The 21,620-nt window shown below is 60.8% G+C and carries 25 protein-coding genes; 14 read left to right on the forward strand and 11 right to left on the reverse strand.

Annotation, left to right across the window (positions count from 1 at the left end; translation table 11 throughout):
* Positions 1–91: 91 nt before the first annotated feature.
* Both tal and dusA read right to left on the reverse strand, forming a co-directional pair.
* The gene (gene tal / locus CCOS865_RS09155) at positions 92–1,018 is read right to left on the reverse strand and encodes a transaldolase (RefSeq protein ID WP_119139989.1); all 927 of its coding nucleotides are present in this window, start codon (positions 1,016–1,018) and stop codon (positions 92–94) included.
* A gap of 310 nt (positions 1,019–1,328) precedes the next feature.
* Positions 1,329–2,339, reverse strand: a complete 1,011-nt coding sequence (gene dusA / locus CCOS865_RS09160) for a tRNA dihydrouridine(20/20a) synthase DusA (RefSeq protein ID WP_119139991.1) — start codon at positions 2,337–2,339, stop codon at positions 1,329–1,331.
* Between the two features lie 101 nt (positions 2,340–2,440).
* Between dusA and CCOS865_RS09165 the strand changes: the two genes are divergently transcribed.
* Positions 2,441–3,562, forward strand: coding sequence for a site-specific integrase (locus CCOS865_RS09165; RefSeq protein ID WP_119139993.1), 1,122 nt, complete (start codon positions 2,441–2,443; stop codon positions 3,560–3,562).
* On the opposite strand, the gene CCOS865_RS09170 is transcribed toward CCOS865_RS09165, so the two are convergent.
* From CCOS865_RS09170 to CCOS865_RS09215, 8 genes are all read right to left on the reverse strand, one after another.
* Positions 3,563–3,838: a pyocin activator PrtN family protein gene (locus CCOS865_RS09170; RefSeq protein WP_119139994.1), complete on the reverse strand. Its 276-nt coding sequence runs from the start codon at positions 3,836–3,838 to the stop codon at positions 3,563–3,565.
* Between the two features lie 183 nt (positions 3,839–4,021).
* On the reverse strand, positions 4,022–4,747 hold the full coding sequence (locus CCOS865_RS09180) for a hypothetical protein (RefSeq protein ID WP_119139998.1): 726 nt from the start codon (positions 4,745–4,747) through the stop codon (positions 4,022–4,024).
* A 371-nt stretch (positions 4,748–5,118) separates the two neighbouring features.
* The gene (locus CCOS865_RS09190; protein WP_119140002.1) at positions 5,119–5,403 is read right to left on the reverse strand and encodes a hypothetical protein; all 285 of its coding nucleotides are present in this window, start codon (positions 5,401–5,403) and stop codon (positions 5,119–5,121) included.
* Positions 5,400–7,079 carry a DNA cytosine methyltransferase gene (locus CCOS865_RS09195; RefSeq protein WP_119140004.1) on the reverse strand — a complete coding sequence of 560 codons (1,680 nt, stop codon included), beginning with the start codon at positions 7,077–7,079 and terminating at the stop codon, positions 5,400–5,402. Before CCOS865_RS09195 ends, CCOS865_RS09190 begins: the two co-directional genes overlap by 4 nt.
* Positions 7,076–7,594: a hypothetical protein gene (locus tag CCOS865_RS09200; RefSeq protein ID WP_119140006.1), complete on the reverse strand. Its 519-nt coding sequence runs from the start codon at positions 7,592–7,594 to the stop codon at positions 7,076–7,078. Before CCOS865_RS09200 ends, CCOS865_RS09195 begins: the two co-directional genes overlap by 4 nt.
* An 84-nt stretch (positions 7,595–7,678) precedes the next feature.
* Complete coding sequence (locus CCOS865_RS09205) at positions 7,679–7,927, reverse strand: pyocin activator PrtN family protein (RefSeq protein WP_119140009.1); 249 nt, start codon at positions 7,925–7,927, stop codon at positions 7,679–7,681.
* Complete coding sequence (locus CCOS865_RS09210) at positions 7,924–8,433, reverse strand: hypothetical protein (RefSeq protein ID WP_119140011.1); 510 nt, start codon at positions 8,431–8,433, stop codon at positions 7,924–7,926. Before CCOS865_RS09210 ends, CCOS865_RS09205 begins: the two co-directional genes overlap by 4 nt.
* Positions 8,434–8,738: 305 nt before the next feature.
* Positions 8,739–9,443 carry a LexA family transcriptional regulator gene (locus tag CCOS865_RS09215; RefSeq protein WP_119140013.1) on the reverse strand — a complete coding sequence of 235 codons (705 nt, stop codon included), beginning with the start codon at positions 9,441–9,443 and terminating at the stop codon, positions 8,739–8,741.
* Between the two features lie 97 nt (positions 9,444–9,540).
* Here CCOS865_RS09215 and CCOS865_RS09220 point away from each other — a divergent pair, with 97 nt between their 5' ends.
* The 6 genes from CCOS865_RS09220 to CCOS865_RS09245 all read left to right on the forward strand — a co-directional run bounded on the left by CCOS865_RS09220 (position 9,541) and on the right by CCOS865_RS09245 (position 14,849).
* Complete coding sequence (locus tag CCOS865_RS09220; RefSeq protein WP_244216073.1) at positions 9,541–9,837, forward strand: YdaS family helix-turn-helix protein; 297 nt, start codon at positions 9,541–9,543, stop codon at positions 9,835–9,837.
* Between the two features lie 207 nt (positions 9,838–10,044).
* A complete protein-coding gene (locus CCOS865_RS09225) occupies positions 10,045–10,533 on the forward strand; it encodes a phage regulatory CII family protein (RefSeq protein ID WP_119140015.1) in 489 nt (162 codons plus the stop codon).
* Entirely contained in the window at positions 10,526–10,729 is a 204-nt protein-coding gene (locus CCOS865_RS09230) for a TraR/DksA C4-type zinc finger protein (protein WP_119140017.1), read from the forward strand. Before CCOS865_RS09225 ends, CCOS865_RS09230 begins: the two co-directional genes overlap by 8 nt.
* Positions 10,726–13,491 carry a bifunctional DNA primase/polymerase gene (locus CCOS865_RS09235; protein WP_119140019.1) on the forward strand — a complete coding sequence of 922 codons (2,766 nt, stop codon included), beginning with the start codon at positions 10,726–10,728 and terminating at the stop codon, positions 13,489–13,491. Before CCOS865_RS09230 ends, CCOS865_RS09235 begins: the two co-directional genes overlap by 4 nt.
* Positions 13,492–13,817: 326 nt before the next feature.
* The gene (locus tag CCOS865_RS09240; RefSeq protein ID WP_244216074.1) at positions 13,818–14,297 is read left to right on the forward strand and encodes a hypothetical protein; all 480 of its coding nucleotides are present in this window, start codon (positions 13,818–13,820) and stop codon (positions 14,295–14,297) included.
* Between the two features lie 204 nt (positions 14,298–14,501).
* Complete coding sequence (locus tag CCOS865_RS09245; protein ID WP_119140021.1) at positions 14,502–14,849, forward strand: phage holin family protein; 348 nt, start codon at positions 14,502–14,504, stop codon at positions 14,847–14,849.
* Positions 14,850–14,860: 11 nt separating this feature from the next.
* Here CCOS865_RS09245 and CCOS865_RS09250 read toward each other — a convergent pair whose 3' ends face one another.
* Positions 14,861–15,109 carry a hypothetical protein gene (locus tag CCOS865_RS09250; protein ID WP_119140023.1) on the reverse strand — a complete coding sequence of 83 codons (249 nt, stop codon included), beginning with the start codon at positions 15,107–15,109 and terminating at the stop codon, positions 14,861–14,863.
* Positions 15,110–15,230: 121 nt separating this feature from the next.
* Here CCOS865_RS09250 and CCOS865_RS09255 point away from each other — a divergent pair, with 121 nt between their 5' ends.
* From CCOS865_RS09255 to CCOS865_RS09285, 7 genes are all read left to right on the forward strand, one after another.
* Entirely contained in the window at positions 15,231–15,575 is a 345-nt protein-coding gene (locus CCOS865_RS09255) for a hypothetical protein (protein WP_147406496.1), read from the forward strand.
* Positions 15,576–15,741: 166 nt separating this feature from the next.
* Positions 15,742–16,323: a terminase small subunit gene (locus CCOS865_RS09260; protein WP_119140028.1), complete on the forward strand. Its 582-nt coding sequence runs from the start codon at positions 15,742–15,744 to the stop codon at positions 16,321–16,323.
* 4 nt (positions 16,324–16,327) lie between these two features.
* On the forward strand, positions 16,328–18,367 hold the full coding sequence (locus tag CCOS865_RS09265; protein ID WP_119140029.1) for a phage terminase large subunit family protein: 2,040 nt from the start codon (positions 16,328–16,330) through the stop codon (positions 18,365–18,367).
* A 1-nt stretch (position 18,368) separates the two neighbouring features.
* The gene (locus CCOS865_RS09270; protein ID WP_119140031.1) at positions 18,369–18,575 is read left to right on the forward strand and encodes a phage head-tail joining protein; all 207 of its coding nucleotides are present in this window, start codon (positions 18,369–18,371) and stop codon (positions 18,573–18,575) included.
* Positions 18,572–20,062 carry a phage portal protein gene (locus tag CCOS865_RS09275; protein ID WP_119140033.1) on the forward strand — a complete coding sequence of 497 codons (1,491 nt, stop codon included), beginning with the start codon at positions 18,572–18,574 and terminating at the stop codon, positions 20,060–20,062. The genes CCOS865_RS09270 and CCOS865_RS09275 overlap by 4 nt, the downstream gene beginning before the upstream one ends.
* Positions 20,059–21,216, forward strand: coding sequence for a head maturation protease, ClpP-related (locus CCOS865_RS09280; protein WP_119140035.1), 1,158 nt, complete (start codon positions 20,059–20,061; stop codon positions 21,214–21,216). The genes CCOS865_RS09275 and CCOS865_RS09280 overlap by 4 nt, the downstream gene beginning before the upstream one ends.
* Entirely contained in the window at positions 21,213–21,560 is a 348-nt protein-coding gene (locus CCOS865_RS09285) for a head decoration protein (protein WP_119140037.1), read from the forward strand. Before CCOS865_RS09280 ends, CCOS865_RS09285 begins: the two co-directional genes overlap by 4 nt.
* The last annotated feature ends 60 nt before the right edge of the window (positions 21,561–21,620 follow it).

Genomic DNA, 21,620 nt, shown 5'->3' on the forward strand with positions numbered 1-21,620 from the left:
GACCGGATGATTCAAACAATCATCCGGCCTGGGCGGAAAAAAGACCGAGGATGCTCGGCATTTCCCGCCCGTCAGGCAAATCGGATTTGTATCAGGCTTTTGCTGCCAGCAAGGTTTCCAGTTTTTCCTGGTCGCGGGCGAACTGACGAATGCCTTCCGCCAGCTTCTCGGTGCCCATCGCGTCTTCGTTCATGGCCCAGCGGAACTGGCTTTCGCTCAGCTGCTGCTTGGCCTCGCCCTGGTTGCCCGGGACCAGTTTGCGCGGCAGTTCGCCCTGGTCTTCGCTCAGTTGCTGCAGCAGTTCAGGGCTGATGGTCAGGCGATCGCAGCCAGCCAACTGCTCGATCTGGCCGATGTTGCGGAAGCTCGCGCCCATGACCACGGTGTTGTAGCCGTTGGTCTTGTAGTAGTCGTAGATGCGCGTCACCGACTGCACGCCCGGATCCTCGGCGCCGACGTAGTCCGTGCCGGTGCTCTTCTTGTGCCAGTCGTAGATGCGCCCCACGAACGGCGAGATCAGGAACACCCCCGCGTCGGCGCAGGCCTGGGCCTGGGCGAACGAGAACAGCAGGGTCAGGTTGGTCTGGATGCCTTCTTTCTCGAGCTTCTCGGCGGCGCGGATGCCTTCCCAGGTGGACGCCAGCTTGATCAGCACGCGGTCCCGGCCGATGCCGGCGGCATCGTACAGCTCGATCAGCTGACGGGCCTTGCTCAGCAGCGCCGGCTCGTCGAAGGACAGGCGCGCATCCACTTCAGTGGAGATGCGCCCCGGAATCGCCTTGAGGATCCCCGCGCCCACGGCCACCGCAAACTTGTCGCAGGCCAGGTCGACATTGCCCTTGGCATCGGCCTTGACCTGCTTGAGCAGGTCGGCGTAGCCCGGGATGGCGGCGGCCTTGAGCAGCAGCGACGGGTTGGTGGTGGCATCCACCGGCTTGAGCCGGGTGATGGCGTCCAGGTCCCCGGTGTCGGCGACCACGGTGGTGAACTGCTTGAGTTGTTCCAGCTTGGAGGTCATGGGCGTGCTCTGTCCTGTGCAATGACTCGACATTACCCGAGCCCCGACGGCCGCTCAAGGGCCGTCAAGGCGGTCGGGCATACCCACCGCAAAATAGCGCAAAACCCTGTAGGAGCGGGCTTGCCCGCGATGGGCTGCATAGCAGCCCCAGGATCACCAGCCAAGCCGGGATCCCAGAGCCATCTGTAGGGTCAACCTTCGAGTGCAAACCCCGCCCTGGGTTCCGCGAAAGATTGCCCAGCCCGCCGAGCTGGAACACCGCGCAGTCAAGGAATCTGTCGCTGCTATCGCAGGCGACCCCGGCGAGGCCTCAACGCCCTTGCAGGAGCTCCGCAGCCTGGTCGAGGATCGCCAGCGGCGTATCGGTCTTGTGGATGTCCGCCGAGAGCAGCTGACGGAACCGCCGCGCCCCCGGGAAGCCCTGGCCGAGCCCGAGGATATGCCGCGTGATGTGGTGCATCGCGCCGCCGCTTTCGATGTGCGCGACGATATACGGTCGCAGCCGCTCGATCGCCTCGCTGCGGCTGACCACCGGCGCTTCGCTGCCGAACAGCTGCTGGTCGACTTCGGCCAGCACATAGGGATTGTGGTACGCCTCGCGGCCCAGCATCACACCGTCGAAGGTCGCCAGGTGCGTGCGGCACTCGTCGAGGGTCTTGATACCGCCGTTGAGCACGATCTCCAGGTCCGGGAAATCCGCTTTCAGCTGCGCGGCGATGTCGTAGCGCAGCGGCGGGATCTCACGGTTTTCCTTCGGCGACAGGCCTTCCAAGATCGCGATCCGCGCATGCACGGTAAAGCTCTTGCACCCGGCCTCACGGACTTGGCCAACGAAGTCGCACAGCTCGGCGTAGCTGTCGCGGCCGTTGATGCCAATGCGGTGCTTGACCGTGATCGGCGTCGCCACCGCGTCGCGCATGGCCTTGACGCAGTCCGCCACCAATGCCGGGTGGGCCATCAGGCAGGCGCCGATCATGTTGTTCTGCACCCGGTCGCTCGGGCAGCCGACGTTGAGGTTGACCTCGTCGTAGCCGGCCGCTTCGGCCAGGCGTGCGCAAGCGGCCAGATCGGCCGGCACGCTGCCGCCCAGTTGCAGGGCCAGCGGGTGCTCGGAGACATCGTGGCGCAGGAACCGCTCGGCGTCGTTGTGCAGCAGGGCGCCGGTGGTGACCATTTCGGTGTAGAGCAGGGTGTGCTTGGAGAGCAGGCGCAGGAAGAACCGGCAATGGCGGTCGGTCCAGTCCATCATGGGCGCAACGCTGAACCGGCGGGAAGGCTCATGGCGCGTGGTTTCTGGGTTAGAGCCTAGTTTTGCGGTCATTTCGTTCAACGTGTTTTGTACCGATTTTCGGGGGTTTTGCGGCGTTTTTACCAAGCGCTTGGTACAATGTACCAATCGAATCCGGACGTGTACCAACTCTCATGGCAACCATCAGACCCCGCAAGAAGGCAGACGGCACCGTCAGCTACACAGCTCAGATTCGCATCAACCGCGACAAGGTCACAGTCTACCAAGAGAGCCAGACGTTCGCCCGTAAACAGGCTGCTGTGGCCTGGGCGAAGCGACGGGAAACCGAGTTGTCTGAACCTGGTGCTATCGAGCGTGCGAGCCGGGTAGGGCAAACGGTCAAACAAATGATCGATCGTTACCTGGTGGAGGCTGAGAAAGCCCGGCCATTGGGTGAGACGAAGCGACGCACCTTGAACGCCATCAAGAACAGTTACCTGGGTGAGAAGGTCGACTCTGACATCAGCCAGCAGGTACTGGTGGACTACGCCCTTTGGCGCATGAGTCCTGAGGGGGGCGCGATCAAGCCGCAGACGGCCGGCAATGACTTGGCGCACTTGGGGGCGGTTTTGTCGCTGGCCAGGGCAGCCTGGGGCTACGAGATCAACGCCTTGGCGATGCCTGATGCGCGGCTGGTGTTGAAGAAGTTGGGTTACAACATGAGAAGCCGGGAAAGAGATCGGCGGCCGACGTTGGATGAGCTGGACAAGGTGCTGGAGCACTTCTTCCAGATGCTGGATCGCCGACCTTCCGTTATCCATATGCCGAAGGTGGCGGCGTTCGCAATTTTCTCAACGCGCCGGATGGACGAGATTACTCGCATCCGCTGGGAGGATCTGGACGAGCATCGGCAGGCCGTTAAGGTGCGGGACATGAAGAACCCGGGCCAGAAGATTGGCAACGATGTCTGGTGCCACTTGCCAGATCAAGCCTGGGCAATCGTCCGAAGCATGCCGCGTGAGTGCGCGGAGATCTTCCCGTACAACACAGACTCAGTTGGTACGGCGTGGAACAAGGCGTGCAAGATGACAGGCATAGCTGATCTCCACTTCCATGATCTCAGGCATGAAGGGGTGAGTCGGCTGTTTGAAATGGACTGGGATATACCGAGGGTTTCAAGTGTGTCTGGTCACCGCGATTGGAACTCACTACGGCGGTATACCCATTTGCGTGGGCGTGGCGATCAGTATAAGGACTGGAAGTGGTTGGAGCAGATTATCCAGGCGCCGGTTACCCTCGGCGCCCGGGTAGGGTAGTTAGCTCGCTCTAAGTGTTTTGTTCAACTGCGCGCACTCTTTGCGCGCAGCATCCCTTTGTTGGTCCAGATACAGGGCCAGATCCGCGATATGAACGCCTCTTGCACTTTTCTGGCTCGCTTCGAGCCGAGTGATGGGGAGTTTGATCTGACCCGCCAGTACCTTCCGTTGAAACATGTCAGGTGTGAGGTGTGTAAAGTAATCGTGGCACACCTGCTCGATCGAGATGATCGCCTTCCCGTTGTATTGCGCCATCAGCACGAATGCGGTGTTCATTCGCGTCTCCCCAGTGCTCGTTTTGCAGTCACGTTGGCCATGTAGGCTGCCCACTTATCGTTCTCGCGTTGTTGCCGGATCCGACTGCAGTTCGCATGTCTACGGGTCGACCTGCCTTTGCCGCAAACATCACAGATGGCGGGCAGGTCGAGGCTGTGAGAGGCCATGGGTGGTCTAGTGCGTTCAGTCATGGCGCACCTCGCTTGCCCGCTGACGATCCAGGCGCTCGATCTCGGCCATGATTAGCGCACCCGCTTTCACCAGCATGTTCCGATGCCCCGACGGCTTCCAGTGCTCCGGTTCCCATGGCCAGGTGCAGGGTGGGTCCAATTTGCCCATGGAAGGGTGCAGGTCTGAGAGCAATGCCCAGAATGCGTAAGCAGCAGCTGCTGTTGCGAGTTCCCCATTTACGTAATGGTCGTCACGCTCTGTGCTGTGCCCTTCGACGTATCTCTGGCGGCATCGCTCTGTAAGCACGTCAGTGACTGCGGGACTTAGGGGCATCCGGTCGGCATCAACCGCGAGTGCATCGTTGATGCGGTCGACCAGGTCATGCATGCCGATCGATGCGACGGCGTCCAGAACCTCTTCCAGCAGAACATCCTTCTCAGATCGTTCTGCCACGTAACGGAGGTGGTATCTGGTAATGAGGTCGGGCTTGCAGCCCTCCACTTTTTCGAGGCTGCGGCAACACGCTGCGCCAGCGCAGGGGAGGCCGGAGAGCTGGATGTTGCTGTCGGGCTTACAGCCCTCTGCGTTCATCAGGCGGTGGCGCTCAATTTCGGCAATCAGACCCAGCACTGTCGCGGGCGGTACTGCCGCGCCGTACTCATTCAAGGCTACAGCGTCGTACTGGTTGGCGACGGCAGCGGCGGCGAGTCCCTTCACTTTCGAGAGATCGATTGTCATGCCGCGGTCCTCCTGCTGATGATGAAGCCAGCTGCCTGGCGGACCTTGGAGCAGCGGTCGTGGTTACCTTTGGAGCGCGCTTTGCTGCAGACATCGCAGATGACCGACATTGAGGGGCGCAACATTGGTTGCATGCCCTGCGGCGCACGAGTGGTCGGTGTGTAGATCTGTTTGGTCATCACAGCGAAAACCTCTCATGGGTGCGCCGGGCGTTCGGGCTTAAGGCCAGATGCTCGTAACCGGAAATGTTGTTAACGGTCGGCAACGTGCCTTTCGGCGCGTTTGCAGTCGGGCGCTGATGTAGCTGGACCAGAGCAGCGATGAGTGCGCAGGCCAAGATCAGACTGGCCAGCTGCCAGGTGCGTGTCGGATTAGGCATGGTTGTAGCCCTCGCTTACGTGACTGCGTGCAAGCTCGAACAGCTCGTCGGAGGAGACTGGTTCCACGAGCTGTTCGCCGTTCTGCATGGCTTCCAGCCGAGTGCGGTACAGCCCGGCCTGGCCGAGCCAAGCGGCTGGGTTGTGCTCGGCGTCCGACACAGGGCAATCGTGGTCTTCTGGCCGAGGACCTTGGTGGCTGCGCTTGCACTTCCTGCAGTGATGCAGGCCGCCGTCGTAACCCTCGGAGGTGTACCAGTCGTGGCGGTGAGTGTTCATGCCGCCTCCCGTTGCGCAACGCTCAGGCCCACTGCAATGGGGCGGACCCAAATTGGGATGCTGCTGAGGACGAACGTCTCGCCTTGGGCCACGAGCAGCAGGGTGGTTCCCATTACATCGGCTACGGCTTCTGCTGCTGCCGGTGGTACCGCGTTGCCGATGCGCTCGCGCCATGCCTGGTCACTCAGGCCGTCCAGTTCCAGCTGTTCCTCTGGTTCAACCAGGCTCTGCAGCGCGGCCATTTCCAGTGTGGTGAAGGGGCGGTGCCAAGTGCCGTCCAGTGCTTCGATGACGCAAGTGAGTCGGTCGTTGGCAGCCGGTAGCCGCGGATCGGCGACGCTCCAGCGGCCGTTGTCGTGGATGGCATTGGCGGATACGGCGCCGGTGTGCGTGTTCCAGTCGACAACGCCATAGTGGCCCCCGCCGTGATAGGCGTCTCCTTTGGTGCGGCGCATGCCTGGGCGTGGGTCTTGGACGGCGAATGCGCCTTGGCCGGTGGTGCTGCCAGCGATGACCGTGTTAGCGGCGCTGCTGTAGGGCGTGACCTGGTACTTGCCAAACCCCTTGCCGGTTCTTCGCGGATCAGCAACGCTGAAGGTGCCTTGCCCTGGGCTTTTGACGCCGATCACGGCGCCGCTCGGATCTTCCCACCGGCGAACCCCGTATTGTTGATACTGCAGGGCGCCGGCCTTGCCGCGAGGGTCGGCGATCGAAAAGGCGCCATTGGTTGGGCTGGAGCGGCCGGCCACGGTGCCGACCGACTTCTCCCAATCGTTCACGCCAAGGTAGCCCGAGAAGGCTTCTGGCACGATCACGAAGTCACGTAAGTATCCGTCTTCGATCGCAAGGTCATTGAGGCTGCGCCAGTCCTTTCCTGCCTCCACAAGCGCAAGTCGTACCCACGTCTTCCACTGCAGTGCGGGGACGCGGTGCATGGGGCCTGCGGCTTCGACGTCGCCGGCCAGTGGCATGCGGCCGAGGATCTCCCCCACTGCCCGTAGAGACTTCTGCTCAGGTTCGTAGAGGAACGCCGGCACCTTCTCGACATGGCGGCCGACCAGCAGGAAGCGCTTACGGCTCTGTGCCAGATTGCCGATCCGACCGCAGTCGTGGGTGGTCTCAGCAACTGCATAGCCAAAGCTGGACAGCAGGCTGTTGATCTGGTCGAGCAGGTGGCGGCCACGGGTGGCGAGGCGTGGGACGTTCTCGAAAACCAGCAGTGGTACCGGGTCATCAGCCCAGGCTTCGCAGAACAGCCAGATGCAACGCAGGGTCAACTCGTTCAGTGCCTGATACTTCGGGGTCAGGCTCATCGTCTCGGACAGCAGGCCGCTTGCTCCCTTGCATGGAGAGCTGATGAAAACGGCATCGGGGCGCTGTCCGCCGGCAGCACGTCGGATGTCCTCCGGCGTGGCCTCCCGCCAACCTGGTGGCGGCTCCTTGCCGTGGAACCGGATGTACTGGTCGCGGGTGAACAGATCGATCAGTGTGCCCTTGACCCCTGAAAGACGCTCGAAATCCGCCAGGCCGGCGGGATCGACGTCCACCCCGCCGATGCACTGCCAATCGGCCTGCAGGTTGCCAACGATGGGTTTGGAGCGATTGAACCCCTTGGCTCCCCCGCCTAAGCCACAGCACATGTGGAAATGCTTCAGCGTGTGCTTGCGCAGAGTCATGCTGCAGCCCCCGCAGTCGAACAGCTGGCAGGGGTATCCCGCAGTTGAGCGTGTATACGCTTAGCCAGCTCGTCCAGGGCCTCGGCGTGCTCTTCTGCTCGGTCTGCCTGAGCTGATGACTTAAGCGCTTTGAGGGTGCGCTGGGCCAGGCGCATCGTAGATGTAGCACTAACCAGGTTCTCGTAGTCCGCCCTGGTCACCGCTAATCCGGTATAGGACATGATCCTAGCTTCGAGCTCGCCGATGCTGGCTTTGAGTGAGGTGATGCTGGCTTGGCGGGCGTTTAACAGCAGCGTGGTGGTCTGCTGAGTGCGCTGAAATTCTGAGCGCAGCTCATCTTGAGCCTGCATTGCTTCTTTGAGCTGCAGGTTCAGGGTTTGATCGCGGTGGCCTTTGCCAGCCTCAAAGCCTTCGGCGTAGGCCCGCCGGCGAGCTGTGGCAATCAAGAAGGGGAGGATAGTCAGGGTGACCAGCCAGAGAATACCGGCGCCGAGTGCGTACTGGTGAGGTTGCATGTGCTGTGCTCCAGTTTGGTCCGCCACCTTGCAAGGTGAGAGTCGGTGGCAGGCCGGGTGCCCCTGATGACCGGGGCCGTCGAATCAAGCGCTTTGCGTGTTTTGATCAGCTTGGTTGTCGAGGTATTGGGCGAGGTTGTGCAGGTAGACCACGTGCTGTGCCTTCGCCGAGTTGTGCAGTTTGTTGAGCTTCAAATCGATCGTGCCCTTGTTGATCAGCTCCCTGAAACGGCGGTCTGTTTTGATGTGAGGGAAGTAGTGTTCTCGCACAGCCGTGAGAGTCGGGCAGGGCGTGCTCCACTGGCTGCGCAATTGCTCAAGCGTCTTGCTCATGCTTGTTCCCCGTGCCCCTCTTTGGCAGGCCGGAGCTGGCCGCGCACGACTTCAGCCAAGTGGTCCTTGCAACTGCCTGTGGCTGCAGCGCAAATCTCGCCCTGCTCATTGGTCACGACCGCGCCGAACGGTAGCTTTGGGTTCGTTGTCGGGGTGATGAAAGCAATGTGTCCGGCTTCCAGTACGTCGTTCACGCTGTCGAGCGCCTCCATCAGAGCGATGGCGCGCTCGGACAATTGCCCCGACTCACTGCGCCCGTTCGCCATGTCCTCAAGGTGGTCGCGCAGGGCCATGTATTTGCCCGAGTCGTTGCGCGGGAGTGCTAGGGAAGCCGTAAGAGGCCCAATAGTGATTTTCAGCTGGTGAGTGTTCTGATCGTTCTCGACAGCGATCTGGGCGTCGACCGTCGTTTCAGGGCGCCGCAGCGCGCATGTGGTAGTGCCGCCGTTCTCGAGTGCTCTCTGGAGCAACATCACTCGGCTCAACGGGATAGTGAACTCGCTCAAGCGGCACCTCCCATGAGCAGGCCCGGCACACCATGAGCGGTGCCAGTCGAAGTCACGACGATGTGCAATCCGGTGCGGCGCTGAAAAGCGATGATCTTCTGGGGGCTATTGCACGTTGTAGGGTGGATAAGAACCGTGCCTGGTTCCTTGTGCTGTGCTGGTTTCATTGGTCCGTGTCCTGTGAGAGAGGGGATGACACGGGGCGAAATTAGCAAAAGCTAAAATATTGAGCAATAGCAAATGCTAAATATGTTGGGCGTGGCGATACCTGCCGGATGGCTGGTACCTACAGTTGAGGGGAGGGGTTAGAGCTTCTTAGCGTTCCACGCGAGCAGCACGCGGGCTTGAATGTGCATGCGGTCAATCATGGACACGTCGATGGTGATCGGCGGGTAGATTGGATTGTCGGAAATCATACGGAGCAGACCGCCTGTAAGGCGCTGGAGACGCTTGATGAAGAGATCTCCATCCAAAGTGAACACATAGATCGCATCGGTTTTAACCTCCGTGATTCCACGGTCAACCAGAAGTGAATCACCGTCCGCGAATGTGCCCGACATGCTATCGCCGTCGCCTGTGATGATCGCCAGGTTTTCGACTTTCGAGAAGGTGAGCCCCTGCATCTTCAGCCAATCGAGGTGCACTGTCATGTCGTGGATGACTTCGATGTGCATGTACGGGGCGGCTTTGCCAGGGCCCATTGATGCCGCGATGTCGAGATGCGGTATCAAAACGAAATTCTTGTCTTTGACTGGGCGCGCGGGAAGGGGGATCACGTTGTCGGAGGCCTTCGCTTTGGTGGCTTCCGATGGTGGTGATGTGAGGGTGCCAGAAGCGAGCCCGATCTTGACCTCAAGAGTGAGCGCAGCCTTCTCCCCCAGCTTGCGGTGGCCGTTCAGCAGCTGCGACAGGTACGACGCGTCCAGGTCATGAGCCTCGGCGAATTCCTTCTGGCTCATGGTCCCCATGATCTTGCGGAGGGAGGCGATACGCCTTTCATTGATATCCATACGACGATGATTGCTTTCCGTTAGCAAACAGTAAATTACAAGGTGCTATTGCGTTGATAATTAGCAATTGCTAATCTCGCCGCCAATGGAGGTGCCTATGACACTCAGCGAGTACCTAAAAACGATGGATAAGCCCGGACTTGAGGTTTTTGCGCGTAGCTGCGGAACGTCGGTTGGCCAGCTGAAGCAAGTGGCCTACGGGAATCGGCGAGCGAGTGCGGGCTTGGCCGTCAGCCTGGATAGAGAAACGGCAGGGGCGATTCGCTGCGAGTTGCTGCGACCGGATATTGACTGGGCATACCTGAGGCAAGGCAGCGCGCCTGGGGAGGAAGTAAGCCGCGGCGCGGATGATTTTCGCGGTGATGACCAATGCAGTAGCAGTAAAGAACGCTGAGCCGGGACTCTCACCTCCCGACTCAGCTATGAGGATGCAATGCACCACCACTCCCGTCATCCGGCGGGCTCTCACCACAAGATATGCCGGATGACTGTTACCACATGCCGTGCCCGCACAGCACGCTAAGCACGGCACATCGGTCGTGGCTGTAGGATAGGTCCTACCTATTCCTGTGGCTACACCGTTAATCGAGGTTTAACGGTTATGAGTCGCATCAATACTCTGCCGGACAGCGGTCCGGCCCTTTCCCTACGCCACGCGCTCTATCGCGCTGGTCGCGAATACAAAGGCGGTATCACCCGACTGGCTTTTGAGATGGGCATGGATCTGGATGCCCTGCAGAAGAAACTCAAACACGACGAAGAACGCCGCTGGCTCACACCGGATGAACTGGAAGAGGTCCTGCAATGGACCTCCGACAAGCGTGTGCTCGATGCACTGGGGCGTGCTGCTGGAGTCGTCTGGTATCGCCCGCAGCCAGTGCCCGCCACCAATGAGCAGCTCAAGGCTGTCGCATTGTTGCTCGAGGAGGCAGCTCAGTTCGTCAGCAGCATGCACGAAGGGGCCGCCGACAACGTATGGGAACTGCATGAGGTCCAGAATCTTGAGGCATGCGGCATCGATGTGATCCGTCAGGTCCTTGCCATCACGGCCGGTGCGCGTCAAGCGATGGAGGATGCTGCTCATGGCTGACGCCGTCGATTTCGCTAACGACCACGCCGAGTACTTCCTGCAGCTCTCACTGCAGCGACTTGCACGACTCCCTGAAAAGCCAAGCGCCCAGTTTTGCGAGGACTGCGAGGAACCGATCCCCTTGGCTCGTCAGCGGTCGGTTGCTGGTTGCGAAACCTGCATCTGCTGCCAAGAGCTTCGGGAGCGTCGGAGATGAGCGAGCGCCCATCTACTGCCACAGCTGATTGGGCACGGCGCTACATTGAAACTTTCGGTCTTGCCCTAGTGCCCATTGAGCCTGGTGAGAAAGGGCCGAAGGGGCAGGGGTGGAACAAGCCTGGTGGCTATTTCACGGATGCCGATTCCGGCGAAGCATTCTGGAAAGCCAACCCCACTCACAACCTCGGCGTCGTTCTCGGCCCGAGTCGCATCTGTTCGCTCGACGTTGATAACGTCGCGATGACCCGCCAGTGCCTCCAGGCGACGCTTGGGATGGACCTGGATGCCCTCGCAGTTTCTTACCCGACAACGGTCGGAAACCCTGCGCGTTTCCGTATTCTGTTTCGCGTTCCTGATGGGGTTGAACTGACCCGACACTCGCTGGTGTGGCCGAATCCAACTGATCCTGACGGATCGATCTGGAAGGGCATCATGGTGCAGGTCAAAGCCGCTATGGACGCTGGTGACGCTGCCAAAGAAGCGATCCTGCGGGCGGCGGCTGATCCGTTCAAGAAAATCACCGTGTTCGAGCTGAGAGGCGGACTTGTCCAGGACGTGCTGCCGCCATCGATCCACCCTACCACCGGCAAACCGTACTTCTGGCGAAACCCTCCGTCCCCTGATGGTCTGCTAGACCTGCCGCCTGAGCTTTTGGCCATTTGGCAGGGGTGGGAGCAGTTCAAGCCTGATGCTGAGGCCTCTTGCCCTTGGCGCCCAAAACCCGCTGTCCCTCCGGCAGCCGCTAAGCCGAAGCCTCGGCTTGTGCCGCGACGTGACGGCCAAGAATTGCCGGAGGTCATTCCAGAATTCAATCGCTGCCATGACATTGCAACCCTGATCGAAGCTCATGGCTACAAGCGGATGGACGGCAAGTGGCTGTGCCCGCAGAGCAGTAGCGGCGACCCGGGTGTCACCATCATCGACAAAAAGCTGTACTCGCACCACACCTCCGATCCGCTGGCCAACGGCCACAAGAACGACGCCTTCGATGTGTTCTGCATCCTGATGCACAACGGCGATCAGAAGGCAGCGACAAGGGCTGCTGCGAAGCTACTCGGCATTGATGCGAAGTCGCGCCCACCGGCACCTCCGCCCTTGGGCGAACTTCCCCATGCCCCAACGGTGGTCGAGCAGGCCGAGCAACTGCCAGCGGGTGACTGCGAAGACGAATGCCTGACCCACACCTCATCGGATGAGAGTGCCGCCAGCTCGGCCTCATCCTCGGCCCAGGGGGGTGAGGGGGTGGACGGCCTGGTGTTGAAGAGCGCGATGCGCCGGTTCGCCCTGGTCGAAGGCTCTACCAATGTGTGGGACCTCGACAAGGGCCAGTCGATGAAGCGGGCCGGCTTTGAAGCGTTGGTGGGGAAGCCCCTGGCTAAGCAGTGGATCGACCGGACTGACAAGAAGCTAGTTTCGCTCGATCAAGTGAAAGAGCTTGAGCAAGTGAAGCGCTTGGCGGCAAAGAAAGGAGGTGCGCTAAAGCTGGACCCCATCGAGCGGTACGTCTACATCGACGGCACCAAAGATGTCTGGGACCGGGAAAAGAAACGACGAATCCCTGAGGGCGCTGTGAAAATGGCCCTGGGCGACGAGTACAAGTGGTGGCTGAACAGCCAGGATCGGCGCGTTGTTGACGTCGACCATATCGTGTTCGACCCGACGATGACCAAGGATCCAGCCGTTTACATCAACACGTTTGAGGGCTTGCCGCTTGAGCCTGTGCGGAATGATGAGGCTTGCGAGAACCTGCGCTGGCTTATCAGTTTCTTGTGCAATCACGACGCTGAAGCGCTGGGATGGCTGGTGAAGTGGCTTGCATACCCCCTGCAGAACATGGGCGCCAAGATGGATACGGCGGTGCTCTTCCACTCCACGATGGAAGGTTCGGGCAAGAGCCTCATGTTCGCTGATGTGATGGGGGAGCTCTACGGCCAGTACGGTGCAACGGTGGGGCAGACGCAGCTGGAGGGTAACTTCAACGCCTGGCAGAGCCGCAAGCTGTGGGCAGTATTCGAGGAAGTCGTCAGCCGCGACCAGCGCTACAACCAGGTGGGCAAGATCAAGCACATGATCACCGGCAAGACGGTGCGTATGGAGTCGAAATTCATAAACGGTTGGGAGGAAGCCAACCACATGAACTCCGCGTTCTTGAGCAACGAAATCATGCCGTGGCCAATCAGTGAAGACGATCGACGCATGCTGGTGATGTGGCCGCTGGAGACTTTGCCGCCTGAGCGGCAGAAGGCTATCAGCCGAGAGCTAGCCAATGGTGGTGTCTCGGCGCTGTACGGTTGGTTGCTCGAGGTTGACCTGGGCGAATTCAACCAGCGTACGCGGCCCCCTAAAACAGAGGCTCGCCAACGGCTGGTCGAGCTGAGCCGTACAGCCTGGCAAACCTTCTTCTATCTGTGGCGCGCTGGTGAGCTGGGGGGAGGGTTGTGGGGTTGCGCCCTGAGTACCGACGTGTACGCGATGTTCATCGAGTGGTGTTCGCACAACCGGGAAAACGCCATGAGTCAGACCAAGTTCTCGCTGATGGTGAGCGCCAAGGTTGAGAAGACGCGGGCAATCCCCTGGACGGATGGCAACAACCGGCGGTTCGCCGCGTTCTTCTTCCCGAGCGATGGTGATCCTTCCCTGCCCCCATCCCTGAAGTCGGCCGAGCTGGGCAAGAACGTCGTTGAGTGGCGTGCCCGGGCGAAGCTGGCCGGCTGGAACGTGGACGGCTGGGACCATGTGAAAAGGGGGCTTGCAGCATGACTACATCGCTAAGTGTGTTGGGTGTGTTGGGTTTGTGTTGGGTTCATTCGGGCAACTCAACACAGCGCGGATCCCCGGAATCATTGGCCTACAGGGTATGTGTGTTGGGTGTGTTGGGTTTTCTCTCGCGCGCGCATGCGCGTAATTTCTCAAGGCTTCATTCCCATTAGAAAAAAACTCTATGCGAGGACTGAAATACCCAACAAACCCAACACACCCAACACACTTTCTTTTAATGCATTGATTTCATTGGTTTTTATCTGTGTTGGGTTTGTGTTGGGTTGCCGAAAAGTGTGTTGGGTGCGCAATTTAGGGGGGGCGCAGTGATGACTGTAGAAGCCGAACGCCTGCAACTGGTCGAGGGATTGATGCAGCACTGGGCTGAGCAGCGTGCGCTACTCGGACATGAGGCTGGGTTGGGCAGCCAGATGGGCAGCATCATGGAATGGAAAGGCGCCGCGCCGCGTGGCGGGGTTTCAGGGGCAAGGATCCTGATCGGTGGTGCCGGCCTGGATCACTCGGCCGCTGAGATCGACGCAGCGGTGGCAGAGCTTGGGCGCCGCGACAAACGGGGAGCTGTCCTGGCTGAGCTGGCCGTATACCGCTATCTCCACGGAGCCACCATTCGAGAGCAAATGCGTGTCGTAGGGCTCGCCGAGGATGCAGACCGCACCTATCGGAACTGGGTGAAGGCGTTGCACTTGCAGGTGCTGGCGATCCTGGTCGCCCGCTCTGGGCCGAGCCGGCGCCATACCGTTCGTCGGTTCACTATGCGCCGTGTGTGCGCCGAAGGTGCGCCGAAGTAGCGCCAAAGCGGAGTACCGAAAATTGCCCCTTTTCGGTTTTTCCGGTGGCATGTAAAAAGGCCCCACGATATCAAAAGTGCGCTTAGGCGCTTCCCCTACAAGCACCGTGCTGTGCAACCCGCCCCGATCTTTCGGGGTATTGAGAACCCTGCCATCCGGCGGGGTTTTCTTTTTCCGGCGCCGTGCTTTGCCAATGAGGCTTTCATGAACAGCGAGCAACAAGCGTTAGCCGAGATACCGATCTGGATGGTGATCGTGCTGTCCCTGGTCGGTGGTGTGTCGGGAGAAATGTGGCGGGCGGATAAGGCGGGGGCTCGCGGTTGGGGCCTGATTCGCCGGCTGGCTCTGCGTTCAGGTGCCTGCGTTACCTGCGGGTTGTCGACCAATATGCTGCTATACGCCCTCGGCGTTTCGGTCTGGGCGGCGGCAGCGGTTGGTTGTTTGACAGCGATGGCCGGCGCCGATGTGGCGATCAACTTATACGAGCGCTGGGCCGCCAAGCGGCTGGGTGTTAGCGAGTTGCCTTCGCCCAGCCAGAATGGTGCCGATTAAGGTGGACTGGTTTAGTTATCGATCTCCTTGATGTTGACGATAAGCGTGGTAGCGAAGTACCCGCGTGCGCTTACCGCCTCAATCACTTCTTCCAGTTTCAGCCCGGTGGGAAGCCTGCCGGAGTCACTGTCAATGTGATCAGGCTGAGCCAGACGATTGAGAAATTCAGGCTTGATGCCTGTGATTTGCTTGATGTCTGCGTTGCGCTTCACGATCAGAACTCTCTCAAGCGCCTGATCGCGATAGATATCCAACTGCATTGCTAAGTCCTTTTTGCTGGAAGCCTCGGAGCGAGGCCTGCCAACTGGACTTGTTATCACGCCTGATCGCATTTTTACATGCCTACCTACGTGGTAGGCCCAATCCGCTTGTGAGGTGCTTATGACTCAGAAAACTTACACCGTGTTTTTGCCTGATCGTCCTTTGCCCATTTGTATCGAGGCTGACGACTTCGCGCACTTGGGTTGCGAGCTGGTTCTGCGTAAGGGCGACGAAGCAGTGGCGCGTACCTCTGATCGCGGTTTTGTGGTTCGTACCGACCTGGCGCAAGACTCATGCGCAAATGCTGAACTGTTGCCGTGGGTGCCGAAGCGTCCGACCGTGGAGCCAGTTGCGCTTGGCGCCGTTGCGGAGATCAAAAGCCATCCCGCCCCGGTGTGGCCGTTTTTGGCCGGTGTCGGTGCGGCGTTGGCGGGCCTCTATGGGGTCGGCTGCTGGTTGGTGTGATGAGATGCCCAGGTCGTGGGTGGCGAGGGCCGGGGACCCTGGCGATATCGCCGGGGTACGGGACAGGGAACCCGCGGCGCTTCGTTAGCGGGAGGTTCACCAGCTTAGTGAACTGCGGTGAACTGGTTAACCCCCTGAAATCATTGGGTGAACTGGACTTTTCGACATGACCTACCTCACGAAATCGGAGTTCGCCGCCCGACACGGATGGTCGAAATCTTACGTCTCCAAGCTAGCCAAGCAGGAGCGCCTGGTGCTCGCCGCCGATGGCAAGGTTGACGTCGAAGCCACCGAGGGGCTGCTGGCCGAATCGACTGATCCGAGCAAAGCGGCCGTCGCGGCCCGCCATGAAGAAAATCGAATCGAGCGGGATGTCCGCATCCACCTCCAACCCGGCGTCGAAACACCTGCGGTGCAGCAACCGGATCTGGTGCCGGGCGGTGGCCACAACTTCCAACGCTCGAAAGCGCATCGCGAGTTCTACTTGGCGCAGTTGGCCGAGGCTGAGTTCCACAAGGTTCAAGGCAACCTGGTCGAGCGCAAATCGGTGGAAGACGCCGCCTTTGCTGCAGGCCGGATGCTACGCGACCAGTTCTTCGGGCTTGCGCCGCAGCTCGCAGCTGAATTGGTCGGCAAGAATGACCCATGGGATATCGAGAAGCACCTCGCCACCGCCTTTCGCCGTGTCTTCACAGAGGTCGAGAAAATGAGCAGCGCCGACCTCGATCGAGCCATCAAACAGAGCTGAGCCTATGCCCACCGGATACGCAGACGGTGCCGAGGTGTACCGCGAAGCGTATTGCCGTGGGCTGACGCCTGACCCTGAGCTGTGGGTAGACGAGTGGGCGGATGAGTACATGCGGATCCCGCGTGATACCGGCGCCGCAGAACCTGGCAAATACCGCACCGCGCGTACCCCGTATGCCCGTGAACCCATGCGCTGCCTGTCGCCTGCCCATCCGTGCAAGCGGGTGGTGACCAAGGTCGCCTCGCAGCTGATGAAAACCCAGATTGCCCTGAACTGGATCGGCGCGCTGATTCACATGGCGCCCTCCAACATCCTGACGCTGCTGCCCAGCATCGGCCTGGCCAAGCGTGTGTCATCGCGGATCGGCAAGACCATGGATGCAACGCCTGAACTCAAGGCTCGCGTCGCAGCCAACCGCTCTAGGGATGCCCGCAACACGATTGACACCAAGGAGTTTGAGGGCGGCACGCTGTACGCGACCACGGCTGGCTCGGCCGCCAACCTGTCCGAGCTGTCAGCCCGGTATGTCTATGGTGATGAGGTGGATCGCTGGGACGTCGACGTCGACCAGGAGGGCGACCCTATCAAGCTGGCCGAGGCGCGGGGTAGTACCTTCGGTCGCAACGCCAAGTTCTACTTCTCGAGCTCCCCTCTCATCAAGGGTGCCTCACGGATCGACGATCTCTTCATGATGGGGGATCAGCGGCACTACTACGTGCCGTGCCCGACTTGCGGGCACATGCAGGTCTTGAAGTGGGAGAGCCTGCTGTACTCGTCAGACTTCAGTACCGTGCACTACCAGTGCGCAGGGCCTGAGTGCGACGTGCTGATCGAAGAGCACCACAAGGCTGAGATGCTGGCCAAAGGCGAGTGGCGTGCCCATGCCCAGGGCGATGGCGAGACGGTGAGCTTCCATCTCAACGCGTTGTATGCCCCGCTTGGATGGCACTCTTGGGTGATGCTGGCCCGCGAGTTCGAGGAGGCCAAGCGCGCCCAGGACCGTGGCGACCTCGAACCCATGCAGGTGTTCTACAACACCCGCCTCGCCGAGGTGTGGGACAGTGCTATCGAGCAAACCAAGGCCGAGGTGCTCCAAGCCCGTGCGCTGCAAGAGGACTACGTGCTCGGCACATTGCCGGTGGGAGCGCTTGCGCTGACCGCTTCCGTCGACGTGCAGGCCAACCGCCTGGAGTTGATGGTCATGGCTTGGGGGGCTGGGATGGAGCGCTGGGTGGTAGATCACCTTGTGATTCCTGGTGATCCGGCCGACGAGCGTACCTGGGCGCTGCTTGATGACCGCTTGAAGATCCGGTATCGGCACCCCTGTGGCGTGAGCCTGGGGATCCTGGCCACCGGCATCGACTCCGGCGGTCACCACACTCACGAGGTCTATCAGTTCACCCGCGTGCGTCGTTGGCGCAACGTGTTTGCCCTCAAGGGGGCGAGCAAGCCGGGCCGGCCTGTGATCGCCCAGCGCCCGTCACAGGTGGATGTCACCTGGAAGGGTCAAACAGAACGTAACGGTGCTGAGCTGTGGATCGTCGGTACCGACACGGCCAAGGACTGGATTTACAACCGCTATAGCTTTGAGACGGGTCCAGGTGCACTTCACTTCGCCAAGGACCTGCCCGACGAGTTCTTCCAGCAGTGCGTGGCAGAACGCAAAGTCGCTCGCTACGTGAAGGGCTACAAGCGGATCGAGTGGGTCAAGAGCAAGGCCGAGCGCAACGAGGCCCTCGACCTCATGGTGTACAACCTGGCCATGGCCAACTTCCTTGGTTTGCACCGTTACGGTGAACACGACTGGGACAAGCTGCGACAGGCGTTGGCGCAGGCCAGTTTGTTCGATCAGGGCGAATCGCCCCCAGCTCGGCCCCAGGCCATCGAGTCGGACTCGGACGACCAGGAAGACGAAGACACCTCGCCGCCGCCGGCTCCGATCAAACGCAACGATCCACCACCACCGCCTCCGCCGGCTCCTCGAGCCGGGTCCCAACCCATGCAACGCCGCAGCTCTAACAGCGGCTACCTAAAGAGACGCTGACATGGCTTATACAAAAGCACACCTCGACGCCGTCGAGCGGGCGATCGCGCGCGGTGAAAAGATCGTTCGCTACTCGGACCGTACCGTCGAGTATCGAACTGTCGATGAGTTGATCAAGGCCCGCGACCTCATCCGCACCGAGCTGGTCAGTGCCGCAGGGCCACGCTCACGCGTGACACGCATCTACCACGGGGGTAAGGGGCTGTGAGCGGCCGCTATCTGTCACTCAGCCGCTCGAGCGTTCTGGTGCCCGAGCGGATCAAGGCTAGCTATGAAGGCGCCGCTGAGGGCCGGCGCTCATCAGGGTGGGATGCTCCCGACACGGGCGTAAACAGCCTGATCATGCCGGCTTTGCGTAATCTGCGGTCTCGCTCGCGTAGCGCGGTGCGCAATGACCCCTATGCCGCCAACGTCATCGACAAGCGCGTCAGCAACCTGATCGGTACCGGGATCACCCCGCACCCGCGCTTGTTGGACAAGGCGATCCGTAAGGGGATGCAGGAGCTGTGGGAGGACTGGGTGGATGAGGCTGACGCCGATCAGCTCACTGACTTCTATGGCCTCCAGGCGTTGGTAGCGCGCACTGTCGAGCAGTCGGGCGAGTGCTTCATCCGCCTTCGCCCCCGCCGGTTGGAGGATGGCTACGCGGTGCCGCTGCAGCTGCAGTGCCTGTCGCCGGAGTTCGTCCCCCATGACAAATTCGAAATGACCCGTTTCGGCAATGTCATCCGTGCCGGCATCGAGTTCAACGGCATGGGCCGGCGCGTGGCTTACTGGTGCTACCGCAATCACCCCAGCGACAAGTCCTCACTCAACATGGGCTACAACCAGTTGGTGCGAATCACAGCAGAGCAGATGCTGCACGTATTCGAGCCGCTGGAGCCTGGTCAGTTGCGTGGCGTTCCGCGCTTGGCACCGGTTCTCAAGCGCCTGCGCAGCCTCGACAACTTCGACGATGCGGTGCTGTTTCGGCAAGAGGTGGCCAACCTGTTCGCAGGCTTCGTTCGCAAGCCCGCTCCGGACGGCCCACCGCAAATTGACCCGCTGACTGGTGCGCCGGTCAAGTTCGACCGGGACGGCTTCACACCAATGGTGGGGCTTGAGCCCGGCACGATGCAGGAGCTGCTGCCAGGTGAGCAGGTCGACTTTTCGGACCCGCCCGACGCCGGCAACAACTACCCCGACTTCATGCGGCAGCAGCTCATGGCCGCGGCTGCCGGTTCAGGCCTGCCCTATGAGTTGATGACCGGTGACATGCAGGGCGTGAACGACCGTGCGATCCGTGTGGTGCTGAACGAGTTCCGCCGGCGGCTGGAGCAGCTCCAGTTTCAGGTGTACGTCCACCAGTTGTGTCGGCCGGTGCGTAAAGCCTGGTTGGACATGGCTGTGCTGTCCGGGGCGCTCGATCTGCCGGACTACTCGCAGCGACGTCGCGAGTACCAGCGCACGCGCTGGGTGCCACAGGGATGGGCCTACATCCACCCGGTGCAAGACGTTCAGTCGCGCAGCATGGAAATCGCCGCTGGCTTCGGGTCGCGCAGCGAGGTCTGCCTGCGCAATGGCACCGATGCAGAGGTGGTTGATGAAGAGAACGCCGCCGATATCGCCCGGGCCAAGGCCTTGGGCCTCAACTACAGCAGCTTGCCGGCCATCGACGATGACCCTGATGAGCCTGACCAAAAGGTGAAGAAATGAAACAGTCGATGCCGATCCGCATCTTCAACAAAGTGCCGTCCGTGCCGAAAGTCGAAGACCAGCACTGGTACAAGATCACAGCCGCTGTAAAGGCCGCTGCCGCTGGTGAGGCTGAGCAGGCGCCCATTGAGATTTACATCTATGGCGAAATTGGTGGCTGGGGTATCACCGCCAACCAGTTCATTCGGGACCTAAAGGCTGTGGACGACGGTGTTTCACCAGTCGTGGTCGCCTTCAACACCAACGGCGGTGACCTGTTCGAGGGCCTCGCCATCCACAACGCGCTGAGCCGACTGGGTGAGCGCTGTACGGCACGGATCGATGCTCTGGCCGCCAGCGCTGGCAGCGTAGCCGCGTGCGGCGCGCACCGGGTGGTCATGGCGTCGAACGCGATCCTGATGATCCACAACCCTTACACCTGGACCGAGGGTGATGCGGAAGAGCTACGGCGCGTAGCCGATGTGCTCGACCAGGCATTTGAAGTGATCATCGCGGCCTACAAGGCGAAGGCACCTGACATTGACGAGGCTGAGCTGCGCCGCCTGGTCAACGATGAAAGCTGGCTCACGGCGCAAGAAGCAGTTGAGCTGGGGCTGGCTGATGAGATCGGAAGCGGGGTGCAGGTCCTCGCTTGCCTTGGTCAGGGCACCGCTATGGCGCGGTACCGGAAAACTCCGCAAGCACTCCTGGATCAACTCGCCAGCCCACCCGAGGCTGCGGGTGATGATTCGGCAGCACCAGTTGAGCCTCCAGCCCCTGAGCCTGGCGACGCCACAGCCCTGGCCTTGATGATCACCCAGGATTGCGCCAAGGCGGGGATCAGCAACTTGGTCGAGCCGCTGATCGCTTCGACCAAGCTGATCGACAAGGCGACGGTCCAGGCAGCGCTGAATCGCGCCAAGGGCGTCCGTGATCTTTGCGTCGCAGCCCGGCTGCCCGAGTTGACCGGTGAATTCGTGCAAGCTGGCCTGGAGCCCGATGCGGTGCGGGCGCGGCTGTTCGAAAAGCTGGTTGGCTCCGGCAAGGGCTTCGAGATCGATAACAGCCTGCCGCCGGCCGATGACGAGCCGGACAAGGTCAAAGCGCAACTCCCCAATCCATCCAGCATCTGGGCTGCCCGCCGGCAGGCCGCCAATAAAGGAGTACGACCATGAGTACCATCCTGCAGGAGCCGGTTCACGCCGGCGAGTTTCTGCTCTCCGAAGGCGCGGGGAAGATCTCCCGCGAAGCCATCAACGTCGCAGCCGGTTCGGGATTAGTGGCGGGCCAAGTGCTCGGCCTGGTCACTGCCAGTGGTGAGTTCACTGCCTACGACCCCGCTGCAGAGGATGGCAGCGAAAAAGCCGTCTGCATCCTCTACGCCTCTTTGGGGGAATCCGACACCGTGCGTCGTGGCCGCGCGGTGGTGCGGTTGGCTGAGGTGCATGAAGCGCTGCTGACAGGCCTCGACGCCGATGCCGAACAGGCACTGGCTGCGCACTTCATCATCCTTCGCTGAACCGGCTCCCTCACTTCTTTCAACCCCGCCTCGAGCGGGTTTTTTACTTTTTGGAGTACC

Origin of the sequence: Pseudomonas reidholzensis (genome assembly GCF_900536025.1) — a bacterium.
In the GTDB taxonomy this organism is placed as follows: Bacteria; Pseudomonadota; Gammaproteobacteria; order Pseudomonadales; family Pseudomonadaceae; genus Aquipseudomonas; species Aquipseudomonas reidholzensis.